This is a genomic window from Acrocarpospora pleiomorpha, from assembly GCF_009687885.1.
Lineage (GTDB): Bacteria > Actinomycetota > Actinomycetes > Streptosporangiales > Streptosporangiaceae > Acrocarpospora > Acrocarpospora pleiomorpha.
Window position 1 is genome coordinate 118,746 of sequence record NZ_BLAF01000004.1, and the last position, 24,290, is coordinate 143,035.

Genomic DNA, 24,290 nt, shown 5'->3' on the forward strand with positions numbered 1-24,290 from the left:
CGGGCCGTCCGGGGACGGCCCGGCCGGGCGATCAGCCGCAGGCCGCGGCCGCGTACTGCTTGACTACCTCGGACGTCACGCTTGTCCCGTCGATGGTTCCGGTGACGCGGATCGTGACCTCACCCGCGGCGACCTGCCGCGCGCGGACCGCGAAGGACTGGTACGCGTACTTGCCCGGGGCGACGTCGGCGAAGGTGCGTGAGCCGTAGGGCGTCTCCATCACGACGTCCACGGGCCCGTCGTGATCGTTCGTCACGCGTACGGCCACGTAGGTCGAATTGCCGACGCAGCGCCCCTCGGCGGTGACCGTGACCGGCACCTCCGCGCCGGGCGCCAGCTCGCTCCGCGCGCTTGCGGCGGCCGCCACCACCGCGTCCTTCTGCGCGCTGGTCAGGTTCCCCGCCGCCACGAACGCCTCGGCCGTCTGGGTGACCTTGGCGACGAACGCCGCGTGGGTCGCGAACGGCGCGCTGTCCCAGACCACGTCCAGGAACGTCAGACCGTCCGTGCCGGGCGAGGTGACGCCGGTGACCGGGACGTCGTAGTTGGGCAGCCCGTCGTTGCGTTTCACGTTGGGAACGCCGGAGTCGATGCTCCCGAAGACGATCCGTGGCTCCACCCGGCGGAAGTACGCGGAGTGGGCCTGGGTGTCCCCGACGTACCACGGGCGCAGGTTGAACCCGTGCGTCGTGAAGAGCGGGTCTCCCGCCGCGCTCGTCCCGGCCGCCGTGATCGCCGCCCGCGAGTAGTCGCCGTCCCGCTTGAGGTACCGGTAGAGCGTCAGCTCACGGTAGGTGCCGCCGCCGGGGTTGCCGAGGATCGGCATGAGCAGCGGTCCCCACATGATGGACTGGGTGTCCGGCCGGTCGATGGCGCGCTCGATCCGGATGCTGAACGGCATCGAGACGTCGATGACGTCCCCGGGACTCCAGGTGCGGCTCAGTGTCACATAGGTGTCCGGCGCCGGGGTTTGCATCGGCGCCACGGCTCCGTTGATCCGCACGGTGAAGCCGTTCCGGACCCAACCGGGAACCCGTAGCTTGATGTCGAGGCTGCCGCTGCCGTTGACGGTGAGCCTCGTGCCGGCCTGGCGGGGGAAGCTCGTCTCCTGGGTCACGGTGAAGTTCTTCTCCGCCCAGGTCACGGTCGACGGCACGAAGAGGTTGACCCAGAGGGTCGAGCCGTCGGCGGACTTGGAGTAGACGGCGTCCTGGTACTTCGTGTGGATCTCCAGCCCGGTTCCCCCGCAGCAGGTGCCGGTGTTGCCATAGGACTTGCTCGCGCCCGGCGTCAGGGGCTGGAAATAGGTGACCTGCGGGTTGCTCGTGGTGGTCGCGTCGGCTCGCGATCCGGCGAGCTGGTTGAACAGGGCGCGCTCGTAGTAGTCCATGTACTTCGGGTCCTGCGTGTGGAAGAACAGGTTGCGCGCCAGCTTGGACACGTTGTAGATGGAGCAGGTCTCCGCGCCGCCCTGGGCGATCGCGTTGGCGATGTTGTCCCGGTTCTGGAACATCTCGATGTTGTTGTTGGACCCCGGGTAGTTTCCGCCGGTGCCGCCGTGCGAGAACATGCGGTGCGGGACGATCATGCCGAAGAAGTTCTTCGCCGCCTGGAGGTATTCCTGATCGCCGGTCTGCTCGAAGATCCGCATGTAGCCGGAGAAGCCGGGCACGTGCTGGTTGACGTGCAGCCGGGCCGGACGACGCCGGCCGATGGGGGCAGGGTCTCTCACCACGAGGATGTCCCGGTTCTCGACGCAGGCGCCGAAGAGAGACTCCCGGTTGTCGAAGAGCTTCGCCGTCTGGAGGTGCTTGGCGTCACCGGTCAGTGCGTAGATCTCCGGGAACACCTCGTTGGCGCCGCCGAGCTCACCGGCGATGTAGGTGTCCCACATGTAGTTGAGGTTGTCCCTGGTGATGGGTCCCTGGTATTGCGGGTGGTTCTTGTCGCCGGTGGTCAGGGCGAGATGCGCCCAGTCCGCCATCTTGACGACGACTTCGCGGGCCTTCATGTTGCCGGTCAGGTAGTACGCGTCCAGCAGACCCCGCATGATCTTGTGCTGGGTGTACCAGGGCGCCCAGACGTTCGTGCTCTGGTTGCTGCCGTAGACAGCGAACCGAGGCGGCCCCATCCGGATCACGGCGTCCTCCGGGATGGCCCCGAGATAGCCGGGATAGACAGGTGTCCAAAGACCCGGGTTGGCCGAAGGGATGGCGACGATGCCGGCGTCGCGGTGATTGGGTGAGGCGTCGAGCGCGGTCGCTCCGCTTTCCTCGTCGAAGCGGTACCAGGCGATGTTCCCGCCTCCCGTGGATCCCGCGGCGGAACTCTGGAGGGACTGGATCTCCGCCTGGCTGAGGGCTCGGTCGAAGATGTGGAACTCGTCGATGGTCGCGTTGAGCATCGCGTCGCCGTACTGGGATCGGCCGATCCAGACGTTGCCCGGGACGCCGAGGTTGGTCGGGTTGAGCGTCATGCTGGTGTTCGTGCCGACGGGTGAGCCGTTGACGTACAGGGTCCCGACATTGCCCGCGAGGGTGACCGCGAAGTGGACCCACTGCCCGGTCGGCACCGCCGAGGTGCCGTTGATCTGCTGCTCCTGGCCGCTGCCGCCGACGGTGATGGCGAACCGGGGCGGGTTTCCCGTCACCCCCGAGCGGGCGGTCAGGAACATGTTGACCGTGGTGTTCTGACCGAAGTCGAAGACCCTGCTCCAGTTCTGCGCCGCGGCGAGGTTGACCCAGGTCGCGATCGTGAAGTTGGTGAGCTGGGACACCGCCTCCTGGGGGAGACGGATGTGCTCGGCGTTGCTGCCGCCGTTGAGGCGCAGACCGTTGCCGAAGCGGCCCGCGACCCGGCCGATGGGGAGCTCCTCGGCACTTCCGCCGCCGCCGGTAGAACCCATCCGCGCGGTGATGGCGGCCTGGCACGCGGCGAGTTCGTCGACCATCCAGTCGAGTTTGGTCTTGAAGACCTGCTGGCCCTGGTCCGCGTACGCCTGGGCGAGGGCGCTCATGTAGTGGCCGGCCCAGTGCCCGCTCAGCAGCCCGCCGTCCTCCCAGCCTCCGGGCACCGATATGCCCGAGGGGTTCGGCCGACCGGCCTGGTTGTTGAAGAGCATGAGGAAGCGGCGTTCGTCGAACGTCTGCAGGAACGCCTTCATCCGGTCGCGCTTCTCCTGCAACAGACCGGACTGCAGGCTGACCTCGTGCAGCCAGAACGGCCTGATCGCCGTGTTGCTTCCGGCACCGACGTACGGGATCCCGGCCAAGGACTCAGTAACGGTTGAGGTTGAGGCTGTGGTCTCCGCTGCGGCCGCTGGAACAGTCTTGTCCGCCACGGCTAATGCCACCCCGATAGCCGATGCGCGCACGAATGTGCGGCGGCTCACTCCTGGCTTCTCGGAAGCTGTCATGGCCCGTCTTCCCTTCGCTTGCAAGCTTGACCCTCGGGTGAACGCGTGATCTTGTGTCGTCGGTGGAATGTTTGCGTTAACATCACCAGCTGTGCCGCTCCCTTCCTAGGCGTGACAGGCTGAGCATTCCAACAACGAGCTTCGAACAGGGCAGTGCTGAAGCGTGGATCATGTGCCGCGTAGTCCCGACGCAGCGCATGGAGCCGCGCGAAGCCGCTCACTCGAGGGGACATCTGATGAGATTGTTAGCGTTCACATGGCATCGCCGACCAGAGTGACCCCTCGAACTGTTACAAATATGTTACGAACCAAGATCCGGGCTCCGCACCAGACGTCTTGCACCCTGCCAGAGCGACGTCTCTCGCTGATCTTCCCGTCGAGTGGAAAGCGCGCGATCCATCCGGCGTCGTGAGCGACACGCGGCGGTTCACGAGTTGCTGGCCAAGGGCGTGCGTATCTCCGCGATCTCCGAGGCGCTCGGCCTGGACCGCAAGACCGTGCGCCGCTACGCCCGAGGACTTGGTGCCCGCTCGTGGCGGCAGGCGCGGCTCCCGGATCGATCCCTTCCTGCCCTACCTGCATGAGCGATGAAACCAGGGCTGCACCGATGCCGCCCGTCTGTTCGCCGAGATCCGCGAACGCGGGTACACCGGGAGCCGTCACCGTAGGCCGTCGGCGCCTGCGGAAAACCCGCTCCGGCCATTGCCAGACAACTCAGCGTGCGCCGCGCCATCCACCTGATCACTAGCCGCTCCGACCACCTGGACATGATGTGCGGGAAGGAGGGCTATGGGGTCGGGGGGGGCAATCCTCGAACGTGCCGCCCGGTACGTCGTCCACAGAATCGATGTAGAGGGTGCGGAAAACGCATGGTTGTGTTGGCTGTGCGTGCTCTCAAGCTGTGCTTGCAGTCGTGCACACGGATCACGGATGCCGCACATCCTTTTAGCGATCTTCTCTTGTAGCCAGTCGGTGTCACTGGCCAGGCCAAGGAAGCGGTCTTCCTGTCGTCGAGTTCGGAAAGCTCGGTGGTCACCCGTTCGCGTAGCTCTTGGGCGGTCGCGTGACGTCCGACAGCGTGGCTTCCATGCCTGCGGTAACGCGTTCACGAAGAGTTGGGAGGATCACGATGGACGCATCGTGCGCTTCGATCGCCTTTTTTCGCGCGAATTAATCTACATCCTTGAAGCAGGTAACATCGTCTCGATATTCCTCTGTCTCGAATTCCGAGAAGTCGCCGCACGTACGCGGGTTCCATGGCCCACCTGGATAGATAAGGCTGTAATCCCGCAAGGCGTGTGGATAATCCTCGATATTCCACCGAGAGGCACTGATGCGAAACGGTTTTCCATTATTGTCTATGGGCTCTTCCTGGGTGATCCTATCCCTTAGGGTCTTCATCGCGAAACGATATTCGCAATAGTACTCGTCGGTCTTGACCTTGATCTCGAATACCTTCTGCTCGCCAGGCTCTAGAAGGACCGTATGGGTAGAAAAATACGCCTTTCCCCATCGGTCGCCCTCATCAATGCTGCGTGCCGCAGGTGCCGTTTCGTCCAAATCGAACCCGAGTGTGGTGCTGAGCTGATCGCCCTGTGGGATTGAGAAAAAGATAGTTCCGGAAAGGGGTGGTCCGCACTCCTTGACCACTCGAATTCCCATGATGCGGACCTTGGTAGTTCCGATATTCTCCAGGACTATTTGCGTACCAAGAACGTCAACATCGACCGCCCCAAGGGATCGCATATATTCTGCTAGCGCATCGGGATCATCACTTTTTGCCAGCGAATTGATCTTCTTGAGGGTATCCCTGTCTGGGCGATATTTGCCAGCAAAGACATATGTATTATCTACTGGTTTTACATCTTTAAGAATCAGAGATGAAACGATACTTGCTGGGCTGGGCGAGGGAGCAGAACTGGCTGTTGAAGCTGGGGATGGTGGCGAACTCGCTGACAAAGAGGAGGGGGAAGGGCTCGGAGTTGGAGATGTTCCCGGCTTGGTGATTTCTTTGGCCACTTCAGAGGTGACAGCGACGACTGTTCCCGTGAGTATCGTTAAAACGGCGCCACCGATAATGACAGCTGACTTCTTAAACCACCGCAGCCGTGTTGGCCGTGACTCATGCTGCCGTTTTCTTGATGCTCGACTAGCAGACATGCATCCTCATAATAGATCGGCCGGTGGCTACGATATGTAAATAGCATGTTTCAAGATCGATCACAAGACGGGGTGGCAGCTGCTATTCGGCTTATGCTATGTCGGAGCCTATCGCCATCAGGATCATGCTGGTTGAGGCGAGTCCAGAAATAGATATCCCGCCACTCCACGTGGAAGATTAGTCCAGCCACAGCAGCAGGAGCAATGCGTTCGAGTATGCAACCGCTAGCTCCACCCAGGGCCGTTCTTGAGACGGCTGGTTTGGAGTTGACGGATCCCCGTCTGATCTTGGTGATCGGGCGGGATCTTGTCGTTTCGGAGGCTTCCAAGCCAGGTTCTGCCTCATTCGGGCCTGTCGAGGGGGTCGCGGAAGCTCTGGGTGGTGTCAGCCCGCTTGCGGAGCAGAGAAATCGTGCCGCTGGGCATGGCGAGGTCGGCGACCACGGGACGCTGCGACTCGGTGGTGTTTGGGCTTATTGGTCGGGTGGCGGTCTGGCCGGGCGGTGGCTCGGCGGTGACTGCCAACATCGAGCAGGTCATCGCCGCCGTCCGCACCATGCACCGCCTCTCCGACCACCCCGGCACCGAGACCGCCCGCCTGGCCTGCGCGCCCACAAACGCCGCCGCGCCCACAAACGCCGCCGCGCCGCCGACGGCGGCTGCGGCCCCCCGCCATGACCTCCAGTGAACCTAGTATCCGGAATTCCATGCCCCCGAAGGGTTCATAGCGCCGTCATGACGGTTCTATGAGTGGAAGTCCGACCATGGCGGAATGCGAACGACCACACGTCGCACTATCACCCGCCGCATGGCCGGTGTGCTCGTCCCGCTGTGCGTGCTCGCCCTCGGCGGCGCGGTCGTCATGCCGGTGGCCAAGCGGGCATCTCCGGCACTGGAAGCGGACTGGATGAACGAGATGGGCCGTACGATGGCCGCCGCCCACGGAGAGGTGGTGTCGATCGCCCGGCAGGATTTTGGCATCAACGTCAGGTTCGCTGACCCGATCTTCAACGGCGATTTCGAGGGAGAGGGAGTCTGCGGCGATCCGGAGACCATCCACGCCGTCATCACGGATAAGACGGCGGGTGAGAATCCAGGGGAACCAGTGTCACAGCAGTCCTTCCATCCGAAGATCTCCGGTTACCTGAACTACACCGGCACGCTCAACCGCGAACTCCGCAACTGGGGCCTCTGATCGGAGAAACCTGTGAAGATACACGCCAGAATCAATCTTCTGGTGCTGCTGGTCGTGTCACTGGCCGGCTACGCACTCATGATCCCGCCGCCGGCGCAGGCGCACATGCTCTTGAGTTCCGCCGGACCCATAGCCGTTGGTAGGGCTTATGACGACCCTTATAACGACTGTGTGATAGGAGGGCTGGTCCTGTTCGCCGTCACCACCGAAAACGTGGTGATGTACAAGCGGCAAGATGGATGCGTCGCCGGTGGGTGGAGCAGTTGGCAACTCCTGGGTTCGCCGCCGTTCTCCGCCCCGGTCACCGACATCGACGTCGCCCCGAACGGAGAGCACGTCGTCATCGCCGGTAACGACGGCAGCGTTGCTTACGCGGAACAGTGGTCCAGGGGCGACTGGGACGGCTGGTTCCCCCTCGGCGTGGCGGGAAACCTCGTCGAAATCGTGGAGAACTCCGACGGCAGGCTGGAGATCTTCGCCGGAGGGAATGGCCGCGGCTTATCCCATAGCTGGCAGCCCGATATCGACGGTTATTACGGTCCCTGGGAAAGGCTCAGCGACAGCACCATGCCCACCATCGAGAACCTCGCGGCAATGAGAGCCCCGGACGGCAAGATCCAGGTGTTCGTGGAACGTCCGGGGAGCGGGGTGTACACAATACGCCAGGCGTCCAGCGGCTGGGGTGGTTGGGTGAATCTCGGCAACCCGGGCAGTTCGCTGCAGTACGACACCCTGACGGTGGGGATGAATGCCGACGGACGGCTGGAGGTATTCGGAATCGTTTTTGTTTCAGATTGCGGCGCGAATTGTTACACCATGCATGTCATGCACAAGTGGCTGCAGTCCAACGGTTCCCGGAGCGGCTGGGCCAGTCTTGGCACGGGAGATTTCGGCGGGCTAAGTGTCGGGCGAACCTCTCCCAGCAAGAAGCTGGACGTTTATGCCTGCGTCTGGGAGAACGCCAAGAATTATGTCTGGCATCGGGCCCAGAGCGCGCCCAACAGCGGATATAACGGTTGGCAGGGCTTCGGGCACGTGGGCTGCGGGTCAGGCAAAGTAGTGGTCGGATACAACCCTGACGGCCGCCTGGAGCTCTTCACTCTCCACGACAACCGCCAGGTTTATCACAAATGGCAGACCGCTCCGGACGGGAGCTGGTCATCCGGCTGGGTGGGCATGTTCTGAACACATAGGGTGCCCCACGGCGAGTGTCGCGGGGCACCCTGGGCGGGATTCATCGGGGTGCCGGGTTTTCTCATGGTCGCCCGGCACCCCTGATCCGGGGCCGTGGCCCCGCCATGGTCAGCTCTCGGACGTGCCGCCGTTCTCGGCGATCAGCGCGTCGGCGTCACGCAGGAGCAGCGTCCTGACCTGAGCGTCCGAGACGATCTTCGGGTCGTTGACCGTCTCGGCGAAGCGCTCGATCTTCTTGACGATCTTCTTCTTGTCCCGTTCGCGGCCCTTGTCCTCCGACACCATGACCTTCGAGATCCGGTCCTGCAGCTTGGCGGCGCCGGTGGCGCCGATCTTCTGCTCAGCCTCGAAGCGGTCGATCAGCGCGGAGATGTCGTCCGTCGAGGTGCCGACGGAGAACTTCACCGTCTGCACGGTCTGGTTGCCGAGGTTGTCGACGGCAGTGACGGTGAGCGTGTGCTCACCCAGGGCCAGCTTGTACAGCGACTGAACCGTGCCGGACGTGAACGGCTGGCCGTCCAGCGTGCCGGTCACCGATTTCACCCCGGAACCGGAGTCGATGGCCTCCCAGGCGATCTCCAGGTCCAGGCTGTCACCATATTGCGTGCCGTCCGCGACACCGGTGACCAGCACGGTGGGAGCGACGCTGTCCTCGATCTTGACCGTCACGGCCTTGATCTCCTCGACGTTCCCCGCCTTGTCGGTCGAGCGATACCGCAACTCGTGCTCGCCCTCACCCGAAATGGTGACCGTCTCGGTGTACGGCGTCCACGCACCACCGTCCAGCGAGTACTCGGTACCCGCCACACCGGACGTCGCGTCCGTCGCGGCGAGAACCACCTGCACACCGTTCCCCGCCGGAGTCTCCGCGGTGGTCACCGGTGCCGTCGCGTCCACCTTGACCGCGAGGGTCTTGGCGGCCTCGACGTTGCCCGCCTTGTCGGTGGAACGGTAGGCCAGTGTGTGCGGGCCGTCGCCGGTGATGACGACCGGCTCGGCGTAACGAGTCCAGGCACCGCCGTCGACCTGGTACTCGGTGCGGTCGACCCCGCTGCCCTGCGCGTCATCGGCAGCCGACAGCGTGACCAGGATCGCACCGGTGAACCAGCCGCTCGCCGGCTGCGCCGGGGTGGTCGTCGCGCTCGTCACCGGCGCGATCCCGTCGAAGGAAAGGGTCAGCACGGCCGGGTTGTGGTCGGCCACCTTGTGCCCGTCGGCGTTGGCGCCGCCACCGGTGAACCGGTCAGCGTAGTCGGTGCTGATCGGCGCATAGCGGAAGTCCGCCACCGCGCCGTCCAACCTGTCGGTGATCAACACGTGGTCGAGCGTCTGCAGCACGCCCTGGTAGTGCGAGCTGTAGCGGAACTCGGCCGGAGCGCTGCTCCAGAGATTGGTCAGGCTGGAGCCGGTCTGCAGCGCGGCCAGCGGCGCCTCGGTCTCGAACTGGTTGAGGTCACCCAGCACGATCACCTGACGGCCGGCCGCCTCCAGCGACGCCACCTGGTCGCGCAGCCGGTTGGCCTGCTGCAGCTGGCAGGCGCCGGACGCGCCGCTGCCGCCCTTGGACTTGAAGTGGTTGTTCACGACGGTGAGCTCCCGGCCGCGCACCGTGACGTCGAGAGCCAGCGGCGGCCGGTCGTAGGCGCGGCCCGAATCGTCGCACCCCGCGGTCGTACGATCGAACTGGCGCAGGTTCGACACCGGCACCCCGTCCTTCACCAGGTAGCCGACGTCGATGCTGCGGGAGTCGTTGCCCTCCAGCAGGTACGCGGTGTAGCCACCGAGCGTGGCGGCCAGATCCCTGAGCACCTCCAGGTTGTAGACCTCCTGCACGGCCACGATGTCGGGACGCTTCAGCAGGCGGTCGATCGCGTCGGCCAGGCGAGCCTTCTTCTCGTCGTACTCGGCCTGGCTGACCGGGGACAGGTCCAGCTCCACGCCGACCGGGAAGTAGTTCAGCACGTTGAACGACACCACCCGGACCTGACCCGGGGTGGCCTGCGCGACACCCGTGTACGGGTAGGCCACCGGACCGTCCACGACGGACGGCAGCGCGCCCGGCTGGGGCATCAGCTTGTAGTGGCTGTAGGAGAAGGAGAGCGGACCCGTCGCGTCCCGTACCTCGTCGAAGAGGTCAGCCGTGACGTAGGTGGTGGACGGAGCCGCCGGCTTGTGCGGGTTGGCCGGGTTGCCGGCGCCCGCGTCGGCGTCCAGCGCGAGGAGCGACGCCGGCAGCGGCTCGCCCTCCAGGATCCGGTCGCGGGTGGTCCCCGGCGTGAGGAAGAGCTCGCCGAACTTGTTGGTGCCACCCGAGTTGGCCGTACCCACGGGCAGCTTCACCAGCATGTTCTCCAGCGACTCGTAGTAGGCCTTGCCGGCGCCCTGCGACTCGGCCCGCGCCTGGTCGATGACGACCGGGGCCGGTACGGCGGCGGTGCCGACCTTCGTCGGCTCCTGGCCGATCTGCTCGGCGATCTCGGTGAGGCCGAACTTCTCCTTGACCTGGCCGGTCACCCGGACGACGTCACCGGGGCGGAACGAGGAGGCCGTGTCCACGTACCCGACGAAGATGCCCTCGGACGTGGCCGGGTTGCCGTCGTCGTCGGACGGCAACGACTGCAGGAAGATGCCGCGGTCCTCCGGGTAGGTGCGGTCGTAGTCCGCGCCCACCTCGTCGTCGATGCCGGTCACCACACCCTGCACGGTGACGGTGCTGTTGACGCACGGCGACGCGGCGCCGGTGCCCTGGATGCCGTTGATTTTCGAACAGTCCCCAGTGGGCGGGTTGCCCGGATCCTCCTCATTTACCCCGCCCTTGGTCAGCTCCACGTCATCCCAGTACATGGTCATGTTGGGGAACGGGGAGACGGCCTTGCGGTCCTGCAGGTTGCCGACCCGCACCGAGGTCACGGTGAAGTCGGTGATCCCGAACTTGGTCGCGATGTCGGCGTCGAGATCCCGGGAGTTGGCGACCCAGTCGCCGTTGCCGGTGAACCGCTCGCCGATGATGTACTTGGTCGTGGCCGAGTCCTGCGGCGAGCCGGTGTAGTCGGTGCGCGAGTTGGGGTGGAAGTAGCGCAAGCTGTTGACCTGGCCGCCCGAGGTGAACTGCACCTCGGCCATCGCGCCGGCCCAGTTCGCGGAACGTGAGTCCGGGTAGAAGGTCTGCGCGGCGTCATAGCTGAAGAACAGGTCGTTCGCGCCCGGCACGTTGACGTTCTGCTGGGCGGCGATGCCCTGGACGCCAAGGCTCGAACCGATCTGCCAGAACATCTCAAGCGCGAACTGCCCATCCGGGACCGGGCTGGGCGGCGGAAACTGCCCGGAGGCGTTGAAGGTCTGGACGACCCACCGGAACGGAGCGGTCTCATTCCCTAACAGCACCGGCGTCCACCCGGTAGGGGCGGCCGCGTTGGCGCCAGGCTGCTCGAAGCTCGGGTTCTGCAGGTACTCGGTCGCGGCCTCGGCCTGAGCGACCGCGCCCGACAGGGGTGCGGCGACCAGCGCGCCCACGATCACGGCAGCGATCCGCCAGCCGAGTCCTCTTTGGAGGGATCTCATGGCTTAGCTTTCCTCCTCGATGTACGCGGATTCATGATCCAGACCCGTAGCCAAGCGATCAGGAATGGCGAAGCGCTGAATTCGAGTCGGCCACCAACCGTCGATTTGGCACGATCTACGACCTATGCCGAGGCGCTCAGCGCCCCACGAGGCCGCGAGCCCGACACGTCCCGCGGACGGCTGTCCGGTCTTCTCCTCGATGCCGGCGTAGCGGGGCCGGCGGACAGCAGCGGGAAGAACATCTCGCGTACGCTGCCGTACCGGCAGATGACGATCTCGACGGCCGCACCCGGGCGCGTCCTGGTACGGCGATCACAAAGGTCTCAGGAGGGCGGCCAGTCGCGTAGGGCGGCGTCGGCCAGCTCCTGGAGTTCATCGCGGCAGACACCGCTCGCGGCTTGCACGGCGATGCCGGATGCCAAGGTCATGACGTAGCGGGCCAGTAGCCCCGGATCGCTCTCCGGAGGCAGGTCGCCGTCGTCGACGGCTCGCTGGAACCGCTCTCGGACGCTGGAGTAGCCGTTGTTGCGCCAGGCGACGAGAAGGTCACGGACTTCACGCCCGGAGTCGCTGGCGGCCAGCGCGCCCTGGACGCCCATGCACCCGTGAGGATGGGCCGGGCGGGTGGTGGTTCGAACGGTGCCGGCCAGGATCGCGGTGGCGACGCTGAGGGCGGTCGGCTCCTCCAGGGCCTGGGCCAGGTATGCGCCCGGGCCTTCGGTGTAGCGCTCCAGGGCCTTGCGGAACAGCTCCTCCTTGTTGCCGAAGGCCGCGTACATGCTGGTGGTGGAGATGCCCATCGCGTCCGTCAGGTTGGCCAGGCTGGCCCCCTCGTAGCCGTGCTCCCAGAAGACCAGCACGGCGCGCTCGAGAGCTTCGTCGGCGTCGAATCCTCGCGGTCGACCGATTGGGCCGCTCTGTTTCTTCTCCACTCCCGCAGCCTACCCCTTCTGTAGCGATCGATGCTAAAGTGCTACCGTTCCACTTCTGCAGCGATCGCTACAGAAGTCGAAGGCGATCCAGGGCTGCCATACAGAGGGGTCATCTGATGTCTGACAGTGATCTGCGCGCGTTCTACCTGCGCTACATCGAGGAGCTCAACGCCCACAAGTTCGACGGTATGGACGAGTTCATCAACGACCGGACCACGTTGAACGGTGAGCCGGCCACCCGGGACGACCTCATCGCGGTTCAGAAGGCTGACGTGGACGCGGTTCCAGACCTCCACTGGGAGCTCCAGGAACTGCTCTTCGACGGTGACCGTCTGGCTGCGCGTCTGGTCAACACGGGTACTCCGGTGAAGGAGTGGCTCGGTGTGGCTCCCACCGGCGCCTCGTTCGAGATCGTCGAGTACGCCATCTATCAGGTCCGCAACGGGCGGTTCGTGCATATGACGGCCCTGCACGACGCCGGCGAACTGCTCCGGCAGCTGAAAGGAAACGCATGACCATCACACTGATCACTGGGGCCAACAAGGGCATCGGCTTCGAGACGGCCAAACAGCTTCTGGAGTTGGGGCACGTTGTCTACATCGGCGCGCGTGACGTCGAGCGAGGTGAGAAGGCCGCGGCGGCACTTGGCGCACGGTTCGTGCGGCTCGATGTGACCGATGACGCATCGGTGAGCAGCGCGCTGGCGACGATCGATTCGGCCGAGGGTCGGCTCGACGTTCTGGTGCACAACGCGGGCGTCTTGGAGTACGGAGTCACCGACGGTCCCACAGCTCTCCGAGTTTTCAACACCAACGCGGTGGGAATCGTGCGTGTCACGGAGGCGGCACTTCCCCTGCTGCGCAGATCATCGAACCCTAACGTGGTTACGGTTTCGAGCAGCGCCGGGTCATTCTGGGCAGTGAACAACCCCGACCGGCCGGAGTTCCACTTGACGACCGCGCTTTACTCCGCGTCCAAGTCAGCGGCCACCATGCTCACGGTCCAGTACGCCAAGTCCCAGCCGGGCATCAAGTTCAACGCACTCGAGCCCGGCTTCACCGCCACCGACATGACCGCGGCCTTCGGAGGCGGAAGATCACCGGAAGAGAGCGCCAGAACTGTCGTGCGTCTGGCAACTCTCGACGAGGACGGTCCGACAGGAACCTTCCAAGACGAAACCGGGGAGTTGCGCTGGTAGGCGGCCCTAATCTCGGCCGCGCGCCGCAGGATATTGATCCCGGCGCCCCCGGGTCAGTCAACCGTGATGACGAGCTTTCCGGGCGCGTTGCCGGCCGCCAGGTCACCCACCGCGGTGGAGGCCTCCGCCAGGGAGTACGTGCGCCCGACGGCCGGTCGCACGGCCCCGGCCTCGATGAGGTCGCGCAGCGCGTCCAGGTCGGCGGTGCGGGTCAGCGCGATCAGCGCGTCCAGGCGCTGGCGCGTGAACGGGGTGATCAGCCGGGCGGCCAGCAGCCGACCGAGCCCACCGAACCACCGACCGCCGCCCTCGCCGCCGACGATGACGAGCCGGCCGCGCTCGGCGAGCAGCCCGCGCAGCAGGGCCAGCGGCCGGATGCCCGCGATGTCGATGATCAGATCGTACGTCCCGGTGAGCGGCTCGCGTGTGTAGTCGATGACGGCCTGGGCGCCCAGCGACCGGACGAGGTCGGCCTTGGCCGTGCTGCACACGCCGGTGACGTGGGCGCCGCCGGCGACCGCGAGTTGCGTCGCGAAGCTGCCCACTCCGCCGCCGGCGCCTATGACCAGCACCTTCTCGCCGGCGGTGACCTGGCCGACGGCCCGCGACGCGGTCACCCCTGACACGGGTACGGCCGCCGCTTCGGTGAAGCTCAGGTTGGCGGGCTTGCGGGCGAGCTTGCCCGGGCGGGCGAGCGCGAACTCCGCGTACGCGCCGGTCGCCTCGCCGTACACCTCGTCGCCGGGGCGAAACGCGGTCACGTTGGCGCCGACGGACTCCACGACGCCGGCCACGTCCATGCCCGGCACGCGGTTGCGGGGCCGGCGCAGGCCGAAGCCGAGGCGGGCGATGAGCGGCAGCCCGGTCATGAGGTGCCACACGCCGTAGTCGACGCCGGCCGCGTGCACCCGGATCAGCACATCGCCGGCGCCGGGCGTCGGGATCGGGACCTCGCCGAGGCTCAGCATGTGCGGCGGGCCGTACTCGTCCTGGACGATCGCCCTCATGAGGGGTCTCCTTCGGTGTCGGGATAGTGGAAGACGTCGTCGAGTCCGACCCGGAACACCCGGGCGATGCGGAACGCCATCTCCAGCGAGGGGGAGTAGCGGCCCTGTTCGATCGCGATGATGGTCTGGCGGGTGACGCCGACCCGGTCGGCCAGCTCGGCCTGGGTCATCTCGTCGTGCGCGAACCGCAGGGCCCGGATCGTATTGGTGACCTGCGTCGGCTTCACCACGCCTGGAAGCCGCCCTTGCGGTGCGCCATGATCTTGGCAACCGAGCTGAGCACCGAGGACAGCACGAACGCCAGGTAGACGGCGTTGGCGATCCAGAAGTGGCGCAGCTCGGCGATGGCCATGACCAGCGCGGCGAGCGCTCCGATGACGACGATCGACTGCCCGATGCGTTCACTGACCTGGTTGATCTCACGGTCGCGCTCGTCAGTGCGGTCGGCGCCGTGGCCGCCCGCGACAGCCATCGCGATGTGGGCCACGATCCCGGCGACGATGGCGCCACCGATGGTCCACAGCAGAGCTCCCGCGTAGGCGACGTCGGCGAGCGGGCTGTCGCCTACGCGGCCCAGGACGGTCGCCACGTAGATCGTGTACGCGCCGATGGAGACCACGATCATCACCCAGGCGCCCTTTTCCTCGAAGGCCACTGCCGCTCCTCATGTAAAACAAAGCTGACATCAACCAATGTAAAGCGCCGCGGACACCATGTCAAAGTTTATTTACACCTGTGGACGGCGTGGAGCACATCACCCCCTGACAGACCTCGGTGGGCGCCGCGCCCGGTTTGGGTGCGGCGCCTCACCGGGTTCTGTTGTCAGTTGGTGCTGCCGGTCACTGTGGTGCCGGACTTGGTGATGTAGTACGTGAGCTGCTTTCCGCTCCAGAAGTGGAAGGTGAGAGTGACGCGTCCGTCGTTGACTTCGGCGAAGAACTCGGGCTTCAAGATGATGGTGTTGGCGTTGTAGTCGGGCTGGAAGTGCTGCCAGAACTCCTTGAACGGGGTCCAGTTGGCCGGGCCGGCGGCGCTGCCGTCGGCGTACTTGGCTTCCATCGTGGCGAGTTGGTCGCCACGGAACTGGGTGGGGATCGCGAACGAGGTGGTCGTGCCCGTGGCGGCGGCCTGGGTCGGCGGGTCGGAGCTGATGATGCTGATCGGCCACGGCACGCCCTGGGAGAAGCGGGCCTCGATGGCGGAGTTCACGCCGTAGGCGCGGTTTCCGGCCAGCCGGGTGAGCGCCGACGCGGTCAGAGTCAGCGTGTTGCCCGACAGGGTGTAGTCGGCGCCCTGGGTGAGGTTGGCGCTGCCCTGGCGCAGGCCTTGGAACGTCGTGCCGTTGAGATTGAGCGTGAGCGACTGGCTGGCGATCGTGCCGGTGCGGGGCACGTACACCTGATCGGAGGAGGCCGTGCCTGAGCGGGTGGTCCAGCTCGCCTTGAGCATTTCGTGCACGCCCTGGTCCCGCCATCTCAGCTCGTTGCGGTTGAGGAACTGACCGGCGTCCCAGATCATGGTGGTGAGGTTCCGGGTACGGGCGTGGTAGCCGACGGCTTCGAGGAACTTCAGGAACTCGCCTCGTTCGATGACGCCGGGCCGGTTGTGGTCCCAGTTGAGCAGGGCCCATTCTCCGATGATCACGGGGATTCCCCGGGACACGAACGTGTTGCGCACCCGGTCGAACGTGCCGATCAGGTCTTGTTCCACGTTGCTGTCGTACCGGGTGCCGCCGGCGATGTTGACGCTGAACGGCCACCATCCGTAGAAGTGGACCGTCGCGGCCAGGTTGGGATCATTCAGCGCGTTGAGGGTGGCCGTCAGCGCGTCCAGCCGGCCTTGGTCGGCGTTGGTGAACAGGGTGGGCAGGACGAGGAGCCTGGTGGCGTTGCCTCCGCCAGACTGGCGTACGAGGTGGACGAACTCCGTGTTGAGCGTGTTCAGCACCTGGTAGTTCTGATCGTCTCCGGAGGTGCCGGCGAACTGCGGTTCGTTGATGCTTTCGAACATCAGCTTCGGAGAGTGGTTGCGGAAGGCGCCGGCGATCTGCCGCCACAGTGCCTTGTACCGGTTCATCACGGTTGTGGGATCGGCGGGGTACGCGTTGATCCACTGCCAGGAGTCGTGGTGAAGGTTGATCATCACGTAGAAGTCCTCGGCCAGGGACCAGTCGACGACTTGGCGGACGCGGTTCAACCAGGCGGTGTCGATGACGTAGTCCGGCGCTGGGCCGTGGTGGTTGCTCCAGGTGATCGGAATCCGGATGCTTCGGTAACCCTGGGACCGTACGTGATGGAGCAGGGTTTGCGTCGTCAGCGGGTTGCCCCACGCCGTTTCGTCGGGAATGGCGTCGAAGGTGTTGCCCAGGTTCCAGCCGGGCTGCATCGCTGCCACCGTGGCCATCGCGTCGCTCGGCTGTGGAGAGGGTGACGGCGAGGGTGACGGCGATGGTGACGCCGAAGGGGACGGAGACGTGCCGACGCTTCCGGTGCACGTGACGCCGTTGAGGGTGAAGGCGGTCGGCGCGGTGTTGCTCCCCGACCATGACCCGTTGAAGCCGAAGGAGACCGTGGCGTTGGTCGCGATGGCCGCGTTCCAGCTCACGTTCGCCGCAGTGACCTGCGCCCCGGACGAGGTGATCGTCGTGTTCCACGCCTGGGTGACCTGCTGGCCCGACGGGAAGGTCCAGGCGAGTCTCCAGTTGCTGACCGGATCGCCGAGATTGGTGAGGTTCACATTGGCGGTGAACCCGCCCGGCCATTGAGCCGAGACCGTGTACGCCACGCGGCAACCGGCGGCCGCATGCGCGTTGACGGTCGTCATCATTCCCGCTGCCAGTAGCGCGACCAAGGCGCAGAAAACCGCGCCGATCCGCAGGCGGGTTCTTCGTAAGCTGTGCAGTTTCATGGTTGTTCCCCTTCAGGCGTGTCAGCCTTTGACGGCGCCGATCAGCACTCCCTTGATGAAGTGGCGTTGAACGAACGGGTAGACGGCGACGATTGGCGCGACGGTGAGAACCACCACGGCCATCTTGATCGCTTCGGTGGGCGGCATGGTCGCGCCGACGGCGGCGCCCGAGGTGTGGGGCGCCTGTCCGGCCAGCAGGTAGCTCTGCAGCACCCGTTGAATGGGGTACATGTCGTTGCGGTCGATGAACAGCAGGGCGTCGAACCAGACGTTCCAGTAGCCGACAGCGTAGAAAAGGCCGATCACGGCGATGACGGCTTTGGAGAGCGGAAGCACGATGCGGGCGAGGATGCGGAAGTCGCCGGCGCCGTCGATACGGGCGCTGTCGAGCAGTTCACGTGGGATGCCCTGGAAGAAGCCGCGGATCACCACCAGGTTGAACACGCTGACAGCGGGTGGCAGGACCAGCGCCCAGACGGTGTCCTTGAGGCCGAGGCCGGTCACGACCAGATACTTGGGCACCAGCGGCGGGTAGATCAGGAATGGCAGCAGGAAGTAGGCGAGCAGCCACCGGCTCGCGAACGATCCCGGCCGGGACAGCCCGTAGGCGGCGAGCACGGTCACCGTCAGCGCCACGGCGGTTCCGATGACCGTGACCAGGGTGCTGATCCACAGAGCCCGGGTGATCGCGCCGCCGGCGAAGACCGTCTGGTACGCGGACGTGTCGATCTGCCGGGGGATGACGACGAATCCGCCGGCCTCGGCGATCGTCTCGCTGGAAGACATGCTCGTCACTGTGATCACCCACAGCGGGAACAGCACGCTGAGCACCAGCAGGGCGAGCATGACGGCCTTGATCGCCTGACCGGCCGGGGTCGGCCTCTCATCCCAGCTCGGATGGTGATCGTGTTTCAGGGCAGCGGTCATGACTTCGAGTGGATCCCTTGCTCGCCGAGCCGGTGCGCCACCTTGTTGGCGGCCAGGATCAGGCAGAGCCCGACCGCGGCCTTGAACAGGCCGGCCGCGGCGCCGTAGCCGTAGTTGCCGGTCGCGATGGAGAAGTAGTAGACGAAGGTGTCGAGCACCTCCGCCGCCTGCCGGCCGACCGCGTCACGTTGCAGCAGGAACTGCTCGAAGCCGACCGAGAGCGCGTCACCCAGCCGCAGGATGAGCAGCAGGACGATGACCGGCCGCAAGCCGGGAAGAGTGATGTGCCAGAAGCGCCGCCACCGGCCCGCACCGTCTACAGCGGACGCTTCGTAGAGGCTCTGGTCGATGGTGGACAGGGCGGCGAGGAAGATGATGGTGCCCCACCCGACGTCCTTCCACACGGCCTCCGCGGTGACCAGGATGATGAACGTGCCGGGGTTCGTCATGATGTCCCATGGCTCCAGCCCGGCGTCGCGCATGGCCTGGGCGAGCAGGCCGGCGCCGCCCAGCATCTGCACGAAGAACGTGACCACCAGCACCCAGCTGAAGAAGTGGGGGAGGTACACGATCGTTTGGATGAAGCCGCGCAGCCTGCTGGAGAGCAGGTTGTGCAGGGTGATCGCCAGGAGGATCGGCAGCGGGAAGAAGAAGACCAGCTGAAACGCGGTGATGGTCAGGGTGTTGCGGAGGGCGTGCCAGAAGGCCGGATCCTCGAACAGGAGCTGGAACTGGCCGAACCCGATCCACTCGCTGCGCAGGAACGCCTCCAGCGGGCCGCCGGCATACGGGTTGTAGTCCTGGAAGGCGATGACGTTGCCGAGAATCGGCAGGTAGCTGAAGATGAGCAGGATCAGGAAACCGGGCACCATCATCACCAGCAGTTGCCAGTCGCGCCGCAGGCGTGCCCGAAGCGGCACCCGGCGTCGGCCGGCCTTCCCTCGCGGTGGCACGGCCCTACAGCGCCTTCGCCAGGAGTTCCCGCGCCTCGTCGCCGCCGGCGGCCCGCCACTCCTTGACGATGGCGTCCGCGTCGGACAGCGGACGCCGGCCGCGCAACACGTCGGTGAACTGCTCCTCGGCGGGAGCGGCATTGGCCTTGTAACCGGCCGGCATCTCCACCTTCAGCCCGTCCCAGGGGTCTGGCTCCAGATACCTGACCGTCTCGTTGGAGTACGCCAGCGCGTCCCGCACGTACTCAGGGGTCTCGGGGTACGGCCCGATGATGGGCCGGCGGCCGCTGATGAAGAAGTACTGGTTGGCGATTTCCTTGAACGCGAGGTCGGTCTTGACCGGGCCGTCCGGAGTGCTGGTGTGATGCCTGCCCGCCACTCCGAAGTCGCGGAGCTGTGCCTCCTGGGTGCCGAGCGGCGCGGAGCACCAGTTGATGATCCGCAGGAGCTCCTGGATCCGCTCCCTGCCGACGCCCTTCCTGACGAAGGTGTAGGAGATCGGGGCGTCAGCGCGCCACATCAGCGGATCGCCACCGGCTGCGGAGAAGAGCGGCACCGGCTGGATGTCGAGCGTCCGGTTGATCTTCTGATATTCGGCCTGGGCGCCCTGCCAGAAACCCATGCCCGCCTGCATGAAGACGATGGCGCCATTCCGCGCGAACAGCTGGTTCTGATCGGCGCCCCTGCTGGCAACCAGATCCGGATGGACGAGGCCGTCTTTGTAGATCTTGGCCATGTCCTCCAGCGCCTGCCGGTATTCCGGCGTCTCGTACTTGAACTCGGGCGTTCTGTCGGCCCGCAGCCGCCAGCCGCCCTTCGACCCTGGCACCTTCCGGTACATCTGGATCATGGCGAAGATGTCGCCGAACGCCCATACCTTCCTGGCCGGGTCGGTGACCTCCTTGCCTGCGGCCAGCAGTTCATCGAGACTCCCGGGGACGCCCAGCCGGCGCTCGTCGAGCAGGTCCTTGCGGGTGAACAGCCCGTACGGGAACAGCCCGTCGTTGGGATTGGGCACCGCGACGAGCCGCTTGTTCCAGATGGCGTTGCGCCACGCGGCCGTCGGAAACGTCGCGAGCATCGGGTAGGCGTTGACGGCGTCGCCCGCCAGGTGGTCGGTGAGGTCCTCGAAGAGCGCCTTGACGGCCTCGGCGAAGCGCGGGATCTTCTCCACCTCCCAGCCCGGCACGCACAACAACTCGGGCACGTCCCGCGCGCCGAACATCGCGTTGAGCTTGTCTCCGTAGGTGTTGCCGTCCTGGACAGTGAAGTCGACCGGCGTGCCGAGCTCGGCGTTGACGGCCTGCAGGTAGGCGTTGTCGCCGATCCCGGGCGGGGCAGGGCCCCACACGGGGGTCATCGCGGTGATCGTCTTGCTGCTTGTTCCCGGCTTCTCGGTGATCGCGTCGACCAGCGCGCCGGGATACCTGACGTAGCCGTCAGGTACCGGAGGGACGCCGGTGATGTCCGGCGTGATGTTGAGCGCCAGGTCCTTGTGAACAGGGAGGAGACCCGTGACATCGTCCAGCTTCTGCGCGGTGCCCGAACCGGTCGGTTTCCGCCCGCACCCGGTCAGCAGCGGATCGACGGCCGCCGCGGCTACTCCCGCGCCGATGATCGTGAGAAAGCCTCGTCGCGAGGTCGTCATCGTTCCTCCTCCGTCGATCGATAACAGCTGCCCACTTTGCTGGAAAGTTTCTGTTGTTCGGCTCGGAAACATAAAGTAGGGAGACGTTGAGTCGCTGTCCATCCCATGCCTGCTGGATCGATGTCCATTCGGACTCAAAGCGAGGTGTCCCACTCTGTTCTCCTTGTTAGGAGCGAGGTCAGCAGCGGTTACTTCCCATGATCAGATTCTGCTCCAAGGAGCCGGTGCAGAGAAAATTTCTTCGCCATGGCGCTGAATGTTTCAAAGCCGATGATCGTCCGATGAGGGAGAGCAACACAGTGAAGACACCTGCGGCGGATGGCTGGATCGATGGCACCTTCGTCAACCCCGTGATCCCCGGCATGCACCCGGACCCGAGCGTCTGCCGCGTCGGCGACGACTACTATCTGGCCTGTTCCAGCTTCGAGTACTTCCCAGGCGTACCGATCTTCCATAGCCGGGATCTGGTGCACTGGAGGCAAATCGGCAATTCCCTGGACCGGCCGAGCCAGCTGTCCCTGCCGCCGGGGACCCCGTCGTCGGGCGGCGTCTACGCGCCGACGCTGCGCCACCACGACGGCCGCTTCTGGTTGATCACCACGAATGTCGGGCCCGGCGGCGGCGCCATGCTGTTCTCCAGCGCCGACCCGGCGGGCCCCTGGTCGGAACCTGTCCATGTGCCCGGCGTCGGCATCGACCCCGACCTCGCCTGGGATGAGCAAGGCCGGTGCTGGTGCACCTTCGCCGGGATCTATCAGGTACGCATCGACCCCGGCACCGGCCGGTCTTTCGGCTCGCCGCGCCCGCTGTGGTCCGGCACGCCCGGTGCCCAGGCGCCGGAGGCTCCACATCTGTACCGGATCGGGGACTACTGGTACCTGCTGATCGCGGAAGGCGGCACGGAGCGAGGCCACGCCGTGGCGATCGCGCGCGGACCCGCGCCGGACGGGCCGTTCGAGCCGTGTCCCGCCAATCCCGTCCTCACCCACCGCGGCACCGGCCTGCCGATCCAGAACACCGGGCACGCCGACCTCGTCCAGGCGCCCGACAGCTCATGGTGGATGGTGCTGCTCGGCGCGCGGCCGCGCGGCGGGACGCCCGGCTGGCACGTGCTCGGCCGGGAGACCTTCCTGGTCCCCGTGACGTGGGCCGACGGATGGCCGGTGATCGGCGAGCTCGCACCCGTCATGGCGGCGCCCCCATGGCCCCCGCACCCGGTCGCCGTATCCCGCCGGGACGACTTCGACAGCGACTGCTTGGACCCACGCTGGATCTCGGTGCGTTCCCGGCCGGCCGGCAGCTGGTCGACGACGGACCGTCCGGGCTGGCTCACCCTGCACGCTCGCGGCGCGTCGCTCGACGACCCCGGCGTCACGTTCGCCGGCCGCCGCCAAGAGCATCTGTCCTGCCGGACACGTACGGTGATCGACCCTGCGGAGGGCCGTGGCGGGCTCGCCGTCCGCCTCGACGAGCGGCACCACTACGAGATCGAGGCGGGCGACGGGGAAGTGCGCGTCATGGCGCGGATCGGCTCCCTGCGGACGACCGTGGCCACCCGGCCCACGCCGGCCGGGCCGGTCCGGCTCCGGATCGATGTCCTCGCCACCCGGCCGGAGGAACAGCATCCGTGCAGGGAGCCGGACAAGCTACGCCTAGGTGTCGAAGACACGGACGCCGCGTTCGAGGTGCTGGCCGAGTTCGACGGCAGATACCTGTCGACGGAGGTCGCCGGCGGCTTCACCGGGCGGGTGATCGGCGTCTACGCCGCCGCGGGCACCGTCCGATTCGACTGGTTCGACTACGAGCCCCTCGACGAGGATGTACGGCGACAATCGAGCGAGGCCCGACGGGTTATCCTTGCGCCGTGAAACGCCGGGACGGCGAAGAAGGGGGACACATTGTCGTACGCCGAATCGGGCGGACCGGTCGCCGACCGGGAGCACCCGGGAGGCGATCCCGCACGCCCGGTGACCATCTCCTACATCGCGGAGACCGCCGGAGTGTCCATCCCGACGGTGTCCAAGGTCATCAATGGCCGCTCCGGCGTGGCCGCGGACACCCGCGCCCGAGTCGAGGCGCTGATCAGCGAGTACGGCTATCGCAAGACCAACCGCAGGAACATGATGGAACTCGTCTTCGGCGAGCTGGAGGACATGTGGGGGCTCGAGATCATCCGCGGGGTCGAGCGGGTGGCCCGCGAGCACCGCGTCGGGGTCGTGCTGACGGAGTTCGGTCCGCGCCACGACCCGATGGAGCATCCGATCGACGAGACTCTGGCCCGCCGCCCGGCCTGTGTCGTGACGGTGGCCCAACTGTCGGAGGAGCAGCGAAATCAGCTGCGCGCTAAGGACATCCCGTTCGTGGTCTTCGATCCCACCACCGAACTGCCGGACGGGGTCCCCTTCGTCGGCGCCACCAATTGGGCGGGCGGCCGCTCGGCCACCCGCCACCTGATCGAACTGGGCCACCGCCGCATCGCGATGATCGCAGGCCCGGACCGGATCCTCTGCTGTCGCGCCAGGTTGGACGGCTATCGCTCCGCCCTGGAGGCTACGGGCCTGTCGATGGACGACAGCCTCGTCGTGCGTACCGACCTCACCAGAGACGGCGGCAGGGCAGCCGCACTCGGCCTGCTGAGCGGCCCGGCACGGCCCACGGCGATCTTCGCTTGCAACGACCTGCAGGCGCTCGGCGTCTACCAGGCCGCCCGGGAGCTGGAATTGCGGATCCCGGGAGACCTGAGCGTGGTCGGCTTCGACGACCTGCCTGTCGCCGCCTTCGTTGATCCCCCGCTGACCAGCGTCCATCAGCCGCTCACCGAGATGGCCGCCGCGGCCACCGAACTGGCGCTCGCCCTGGGGCGCGGCGAGGAGACACCGCAGCTCGGCCTCGAACTGGCCACCACCCTCACGGTCCGGGAGAGCACCTCCCGGCCGGCGGATCAGTGACGCAGACCAGGATGCCGGAGGACGAGCAGTCCTCCGATGCCGGGAATCATGGCTGTCGCTCGGATCCGGGTGGTGGCCGCTTCCTGTCGGTACGTGAGGATGATGACGAGCAGGTAGGCGCACCCGTGCGTGGGCCCGGCCAGAGAGGACACCCCCGGCCAGTGCACGGTGACAAGGTTGACCAGCAGGACCGCGAGGGACGCGAGTTCCACCCCCGCCGCGACCCGCAGCGTTCGCGAGTTCAC

21 protein-coding genes are annotated in these 24,290 nt (G+C 66.1%); 8 read left to right on the forward strand and 13 right to left on the reverse strand.

Translation table 11 applies throughout. From position 1 onward, the window contains the following. Positions 1 to 31: 31 nt before the first annotated feature. Entirely contained in the window at positions 32 to 3,271 is a 3,240-nt protein-coding gene (locus Aple_RS00565; RefSeq protein ID WP_218038035.1) for a beta-L-arabinofuranosidase domain-containing protein, read from the reverse strand. Positions 3,272 to 3,795: 524 nt separating this feature from the next. Between Aple_RS00565 and Aple_RS00570 the strand changes: the two genes are divergently transcribed. Next, the gene (locus Aple_RS00570) at positions 3,796 to 3,999 is read left to right on the forward strand and encodes a helix-turn-helix domain-containing protein (RefSeq protein ID WP_155342416.1); all 204 of its coding nucleotides are present in this window, start codon (positions 3,796 to 3,798) and stop codon (positions 3,997 to 3,999) included. Between the two features lie 586 nt (positions 4,000 to 4,585). On the opposite strand, the gene Aple_RS00575 is transcribed toward Aple_RS00570, so the two are convergent. Together Aple_RS00575 and Aple_RS00580 are read right to left on the reverse strand one after the other, a co-directional pair. Then, a complete protein-coding gene (locus tag Aple_RS00575) occupies positions 4,586 to 5,575 on the reverse strand; it encodes a hypothetical protein (protein ID WP_155342417.1) in 990 nt (329 codons plus the stop codon). Positions 5,576 to 5,917: 342 nt separating this feature from the next. Next, positions 5,918 to 6,103: a hypothetical protein gene (locus tag Aple_RS00580; protein ID WP_155342418.1), complete on the reverse strand. Its 186-nt coding sequence runs from the start codon at positions 6,101 to 6,103 to the stop codon at positions 5,918 to 5,920. On the opposite strand from Aple_RS00580, the gene Aple_RS00585 reads away from it, so the two are divergent. From Aple_RS00585 to Aple_RS00595, 3 genes are all read left to right on the forward strand, one after another. Continuing rightward, positions 6,090 to 6,263: a hypothetical protein gene (locus Aple_RS00585; RefSeq protein ID WP_155342419.1), complete on the forward strand. Its 174-nt coding sequence runs from the start codon at positions 6,090 to 6,092 to the stop codon at positions 6,261 to 6,263. The two genes, Aple_RS00580 and Aple_RS00585, sit on opposite strands and share 14 nt — an antisense overlap. A gap of 84 nt (positions 6,264 to 6,347) precedes the next feature. Further along, positions 6,348 to 6,770 carry a hypothetical protein gene (locus Aple_RS00590; RefSeq protein ID WP_155342420.1) on the forward strand — a complete coding sequence of 141 codons (423 nt, stop codon included), beginning with the start codon at positions 6,348 to 6,350 and terminating at the stop codon, positions 6,768 to 6,770. A gap of 12 nt (positions 6,771 to 6,782) precedes the next feature. Continuing rightward, complete coding sequence (locus tag Aple_RS00595; protein WP_155342421.1) at positions 6,783 to 7,955, forward strand: DUF8189 domain-containing protein; 1,173 nt, start codon at positions 6,783 to 6,785, stop codon at positions 7,953 to 7,955. A 117-nt stretch (positions 7,956 to 8,072) separates the two neighbouring features. Here Aple_RS00595 and Aple_RS00600 read toward each other — a convergent pair whose 3' ends face one another. Together Aple_RS00600 and Aple_RS00605 are read right to left on the reverse strand one after the other, a co-directional pair. Further along, positions 8,073 to 11,525: an OmpL47-type beta-barrel domain-containing protein gene (locus Aple_RS00600; RefSeq protein ID WP_155342422.1), complete on the reverse strand. Its 3,453-nt coding sequence runs from the start codon at positions 11,523 to 11,525 to the stop codon at positions 8,073 to 8,075. Positions 11,526 to 11,848: 323 nt separating this feature from the next. After that, positions 11,849 to 12,457, reverse strand: a complete 609-nt coding sequence (locus tag Aple_RS00605) for a TetR/AcrR family transcriptional regulator (RefSeq protein ID WP_155342423.1) — start codon at positions 12,455 to 12,457, stop codon at positions 11,849 to 11,851. 116 nt (positions 12,458 to 12,573) lie between these two features. Between Aple_RS00605 and Aple_RS00610 the strand changes: the two genes are divergently transcribed. Both Aple_RS00610 and Aple_RS00615 read left to right on the forward strand, forming a co-directional pair. Further along, the gene (locus Aple_RS00610) at positions 12,574 to 12,972 is read left to right on the forward strand and encodes an ester cyclase (RefSeq protein ID WP_155342424.1); all 399 of its coding nucleotides are present in this window, start codon (positions 12,574 to 12,576) and stop codon (positions 12,970 to 12,972) included. Further along, positions 12,969 to 13,655: an SDR family NAD(P)-dependent oxidoreductase gene (locus Aple_RS00615; protein WP_155342425.1), complete on the forward strand. Its 687-nt coding sequence runs from the start codon at positions 12,969 to 12,971 to the stop codon at positions 13,653 to 13,655. The genes Aple_RS00610 and Aple_RS00615 overlap by 4 nt, the downstream gene beginning before the upstream one ends. A gap of 53 nt (positions 13,656 to 13,708) precedes the next feature. On the opposite strand, the gene Aple_RS00620 is transcribed toward Aple_RS00615, so the two are convergent. The 7 genes from Aple_RS00620 to Aple_RS54110 all read right to left on the reverse strand — a co-directional run bounded on the left by Aple_RS00620 (position 13,709) and on the right by Aple_RS54110 (position 21,097). Beyond that, positions 13,709 to 14,662: an NAD(P)-dependent alcohol dehydrogenase gene (locus tag Aple_RS00620; protein ID WP_155342426.1), complete on the reverse strand. Its 954-nt coding sequence runs from the start codon at positions 14,660 to 14,662 to the stop codon at positions 13,709 to 13,711. Further along, positions 14,659 to 14,892, reverse strand: a complete 234-nt coding sequence (locus Aple_RS00625) for a helix-turn-helix transcriptional regulator (protein ID WP_155342427.1) — start codon at positions 14,890 to 14,892, stop codon at positions 14,659 to 14,661. The genes Aple_RS00620 and Aple_RS00625 overlap by 4 nt, the downstream gene beginning before the upstream one ends. After that, the gene (locus tag Aple_RS00630) at positions 14,886 to 15,317 is read right to left on the reverse strand and encodes a hypothetical protein (protein ID WP_155342428.1); all 432 of its coding nucleotides are present in this window, start codon (positions 15,315 to 15,317) and stop codon (positions 14,886 to 14,888) included. Before Aple_RS00630 ends, Aple_RS00625 begins: the two co-directional genes overlap by 7 nt. A 167-nt stretch (positions 15,318 to 15,484) precedes the next feature. After that, positions 15,485 to 17,569 (reverse strand): cellulase family glycosylhydrolase, encoded by a 2,085-nt coding sequence (locus Aple_RS00635; protein ID WP_174889771.1) that lies wholly within the window; start codon positions 17,567 to 17,569, stop codon positions 15,485 to 15,487. A gap of 21 nt (positions 17,570 to 17,590) precedes the next feature. After that, positions 17,591 to 18,496, reverse strand: a complete 906-nt coding sequence (locus Aple_RS00640; RefSeq protein ID WP_155342429.1) for a carbohydrate ABC transporter permease — start codon at positions 18,494 to 18,496, stop codon at positions 17,591 to 17,593. Further along, a complete protein-coding gene (locus Aple_RS00645; protein WP_155342430.1) occupies positions 18,493 to 19,449 on the reverse strand; it encodes an ABC transporter permease in 957 nt (318 codons plus the stop codon). The genes Aple_RS00640 and Aple_RS00645 overlap by 4 nt, the downstream gene beginning before the upstream one ends. Positions 19,450 to 19,453: 4 nt before the next feature. Continuing rightward, positions 19,454 to 21,097 carry an extracellular solute-binding protein gene (locus Aple_RS54110; protein WP_155342431.1) on the reverse strand — a complete coding sequence of 548 codons (1,644 nt, stop codon included), beginning with the start codon at positions 21,095 to 21,097 and terminating at the stop codon, positions 19,454 to 19,456. Between the two features lie 281 nt (positions 21,098 to 21,378). Here Aple_RS54110 and Aple_RS00655 point away from each other — a divergent pair, with 281 nt between their 5' ends. Together Aple_RS00655 and Aple_RS00660 are read left to right on the forward strand one after the other, a co-directional pair. Then, a complete protein-coding gene (locus tag Aple_RS00655; RefSeq protein WP_155342432.1) occupies positions 21,379 to 22,965 on the forward strand; it encodes a glycoside hydrolase family 43 protein in 1,587 nt (528 codons plus the stop codon). A gap of 30 nt (positions 22,966 to 22,995) precedes the next feature. After that, positions 22,996 to 24,045, forward strand: a complete 1,050-nt coding sequence (locus tag Aple_RS00660) for a LacI family DNA-binding transcriptional regulator (protein ID WP_246264019.1) — start codon at positions 22,996 to 22,998, stop codon at positions 24,043 to 24,045. Here the strand turns inward: Aple_RS00660 and Aple_RS00665 are convergent. Beyond that, complete coding sequence (locus tag Aple_RS00665) at positions 24,039 to 24,290, reverse strand: DUF3817 domain-containing protein (RefSeq protein ID WP_155342433.1); 252 nt, start codon at positions 24,288 to 24,290, stop codon at positions 24,039 to 24,041. The genes Aple_RS00660 and Aple_RS00665 overlap by 7 nt on opposite strands.

What these genes read in the sequence shown, in the direction of transcription:
- Aple_RS00580 (WP_155342418.1), bottom strand. Translation starts at nt 6,103, where the DNA reads ATGTTGGCAGTCACCGCCGAGCCACCGCCCGGCCAGACCGCCACCCGA.
- Aple_RS00655 (WP_155342432.1), top strand. Translation starts at nt 21,379, where the DNA reads ATGAGGGAGAGCAACACAGTGAAGACACCTGCGGCGGATGGCTGGATC.
- Aple_RS00620 (WP_155342426.1), bottom strand. Translation starts at nt 14,662, where the DNA reads ATGAGGGCGATCGTCCAGGACGAGTACGGCCCGCCGCACATGCTGAGC.
- Aple_RS00600 (WP_155342422.1), bottom strand. Translation starts at nt 11,525, where the DNA reads ATGAGATCCCTCCAAAGAGGACTCGGCTGGCGGATCGCTGCCGTGATC.
- Aple_RS54110 (WP_155342431.1), bottom strand. Translation starts at nt 21,097, where the DNA reads ATGACGACCTCGCGACGAGGCTTTCTCACGATCATCGGCGCGGGAGTA.
- Aple_RS00635 (WP_174889771.1), bottom strand. Translation starts at nt 17,569, where the DNA reads ATGAAACTGCACAGCTTACGAAGAACCCGCCTGCGGATCGGCGCGGTT.
- Aple_RS00590 (WP_155342420.1), top strand. Translation starts at nt 6,348, where the DNA reads ATGCGAACGACCACACGTCGCACTATCACCCGCCGCATGGCCGGTGTG.
- Aple_RS00610 (WP_155342424.1), top strand. Translation starts at nt 12,574, where the DNA reads ATGTCTGACAGTGATCTGCGCGCGTTCTACCTGCGCTACATCGAGGAG.
- Aple_RS00640 (WP_155342429.1), bottom strand. Translation starts at nt 18,496, where the DNA reads ATGACCGCTGCCCTGAAACACGATCACCATCCGAGCTGGGATGAGAGG.
- Aple_RS00575 (WP_155342417.1), bottom strand. Translation starts at nt 5,575, where the DNA reads ATGTCTGCTAGTCGAGCATCAAGAAAACGGCAGCATGAGTCACGGCCA.
- Aple_RS00615 (WP_155342425.1), top strand. Translation starts at nt 12,969, where the DNA reads ATGACCATCACACTGATCACTGGGGCCAACAAGGGCATCGGCTTCGAG.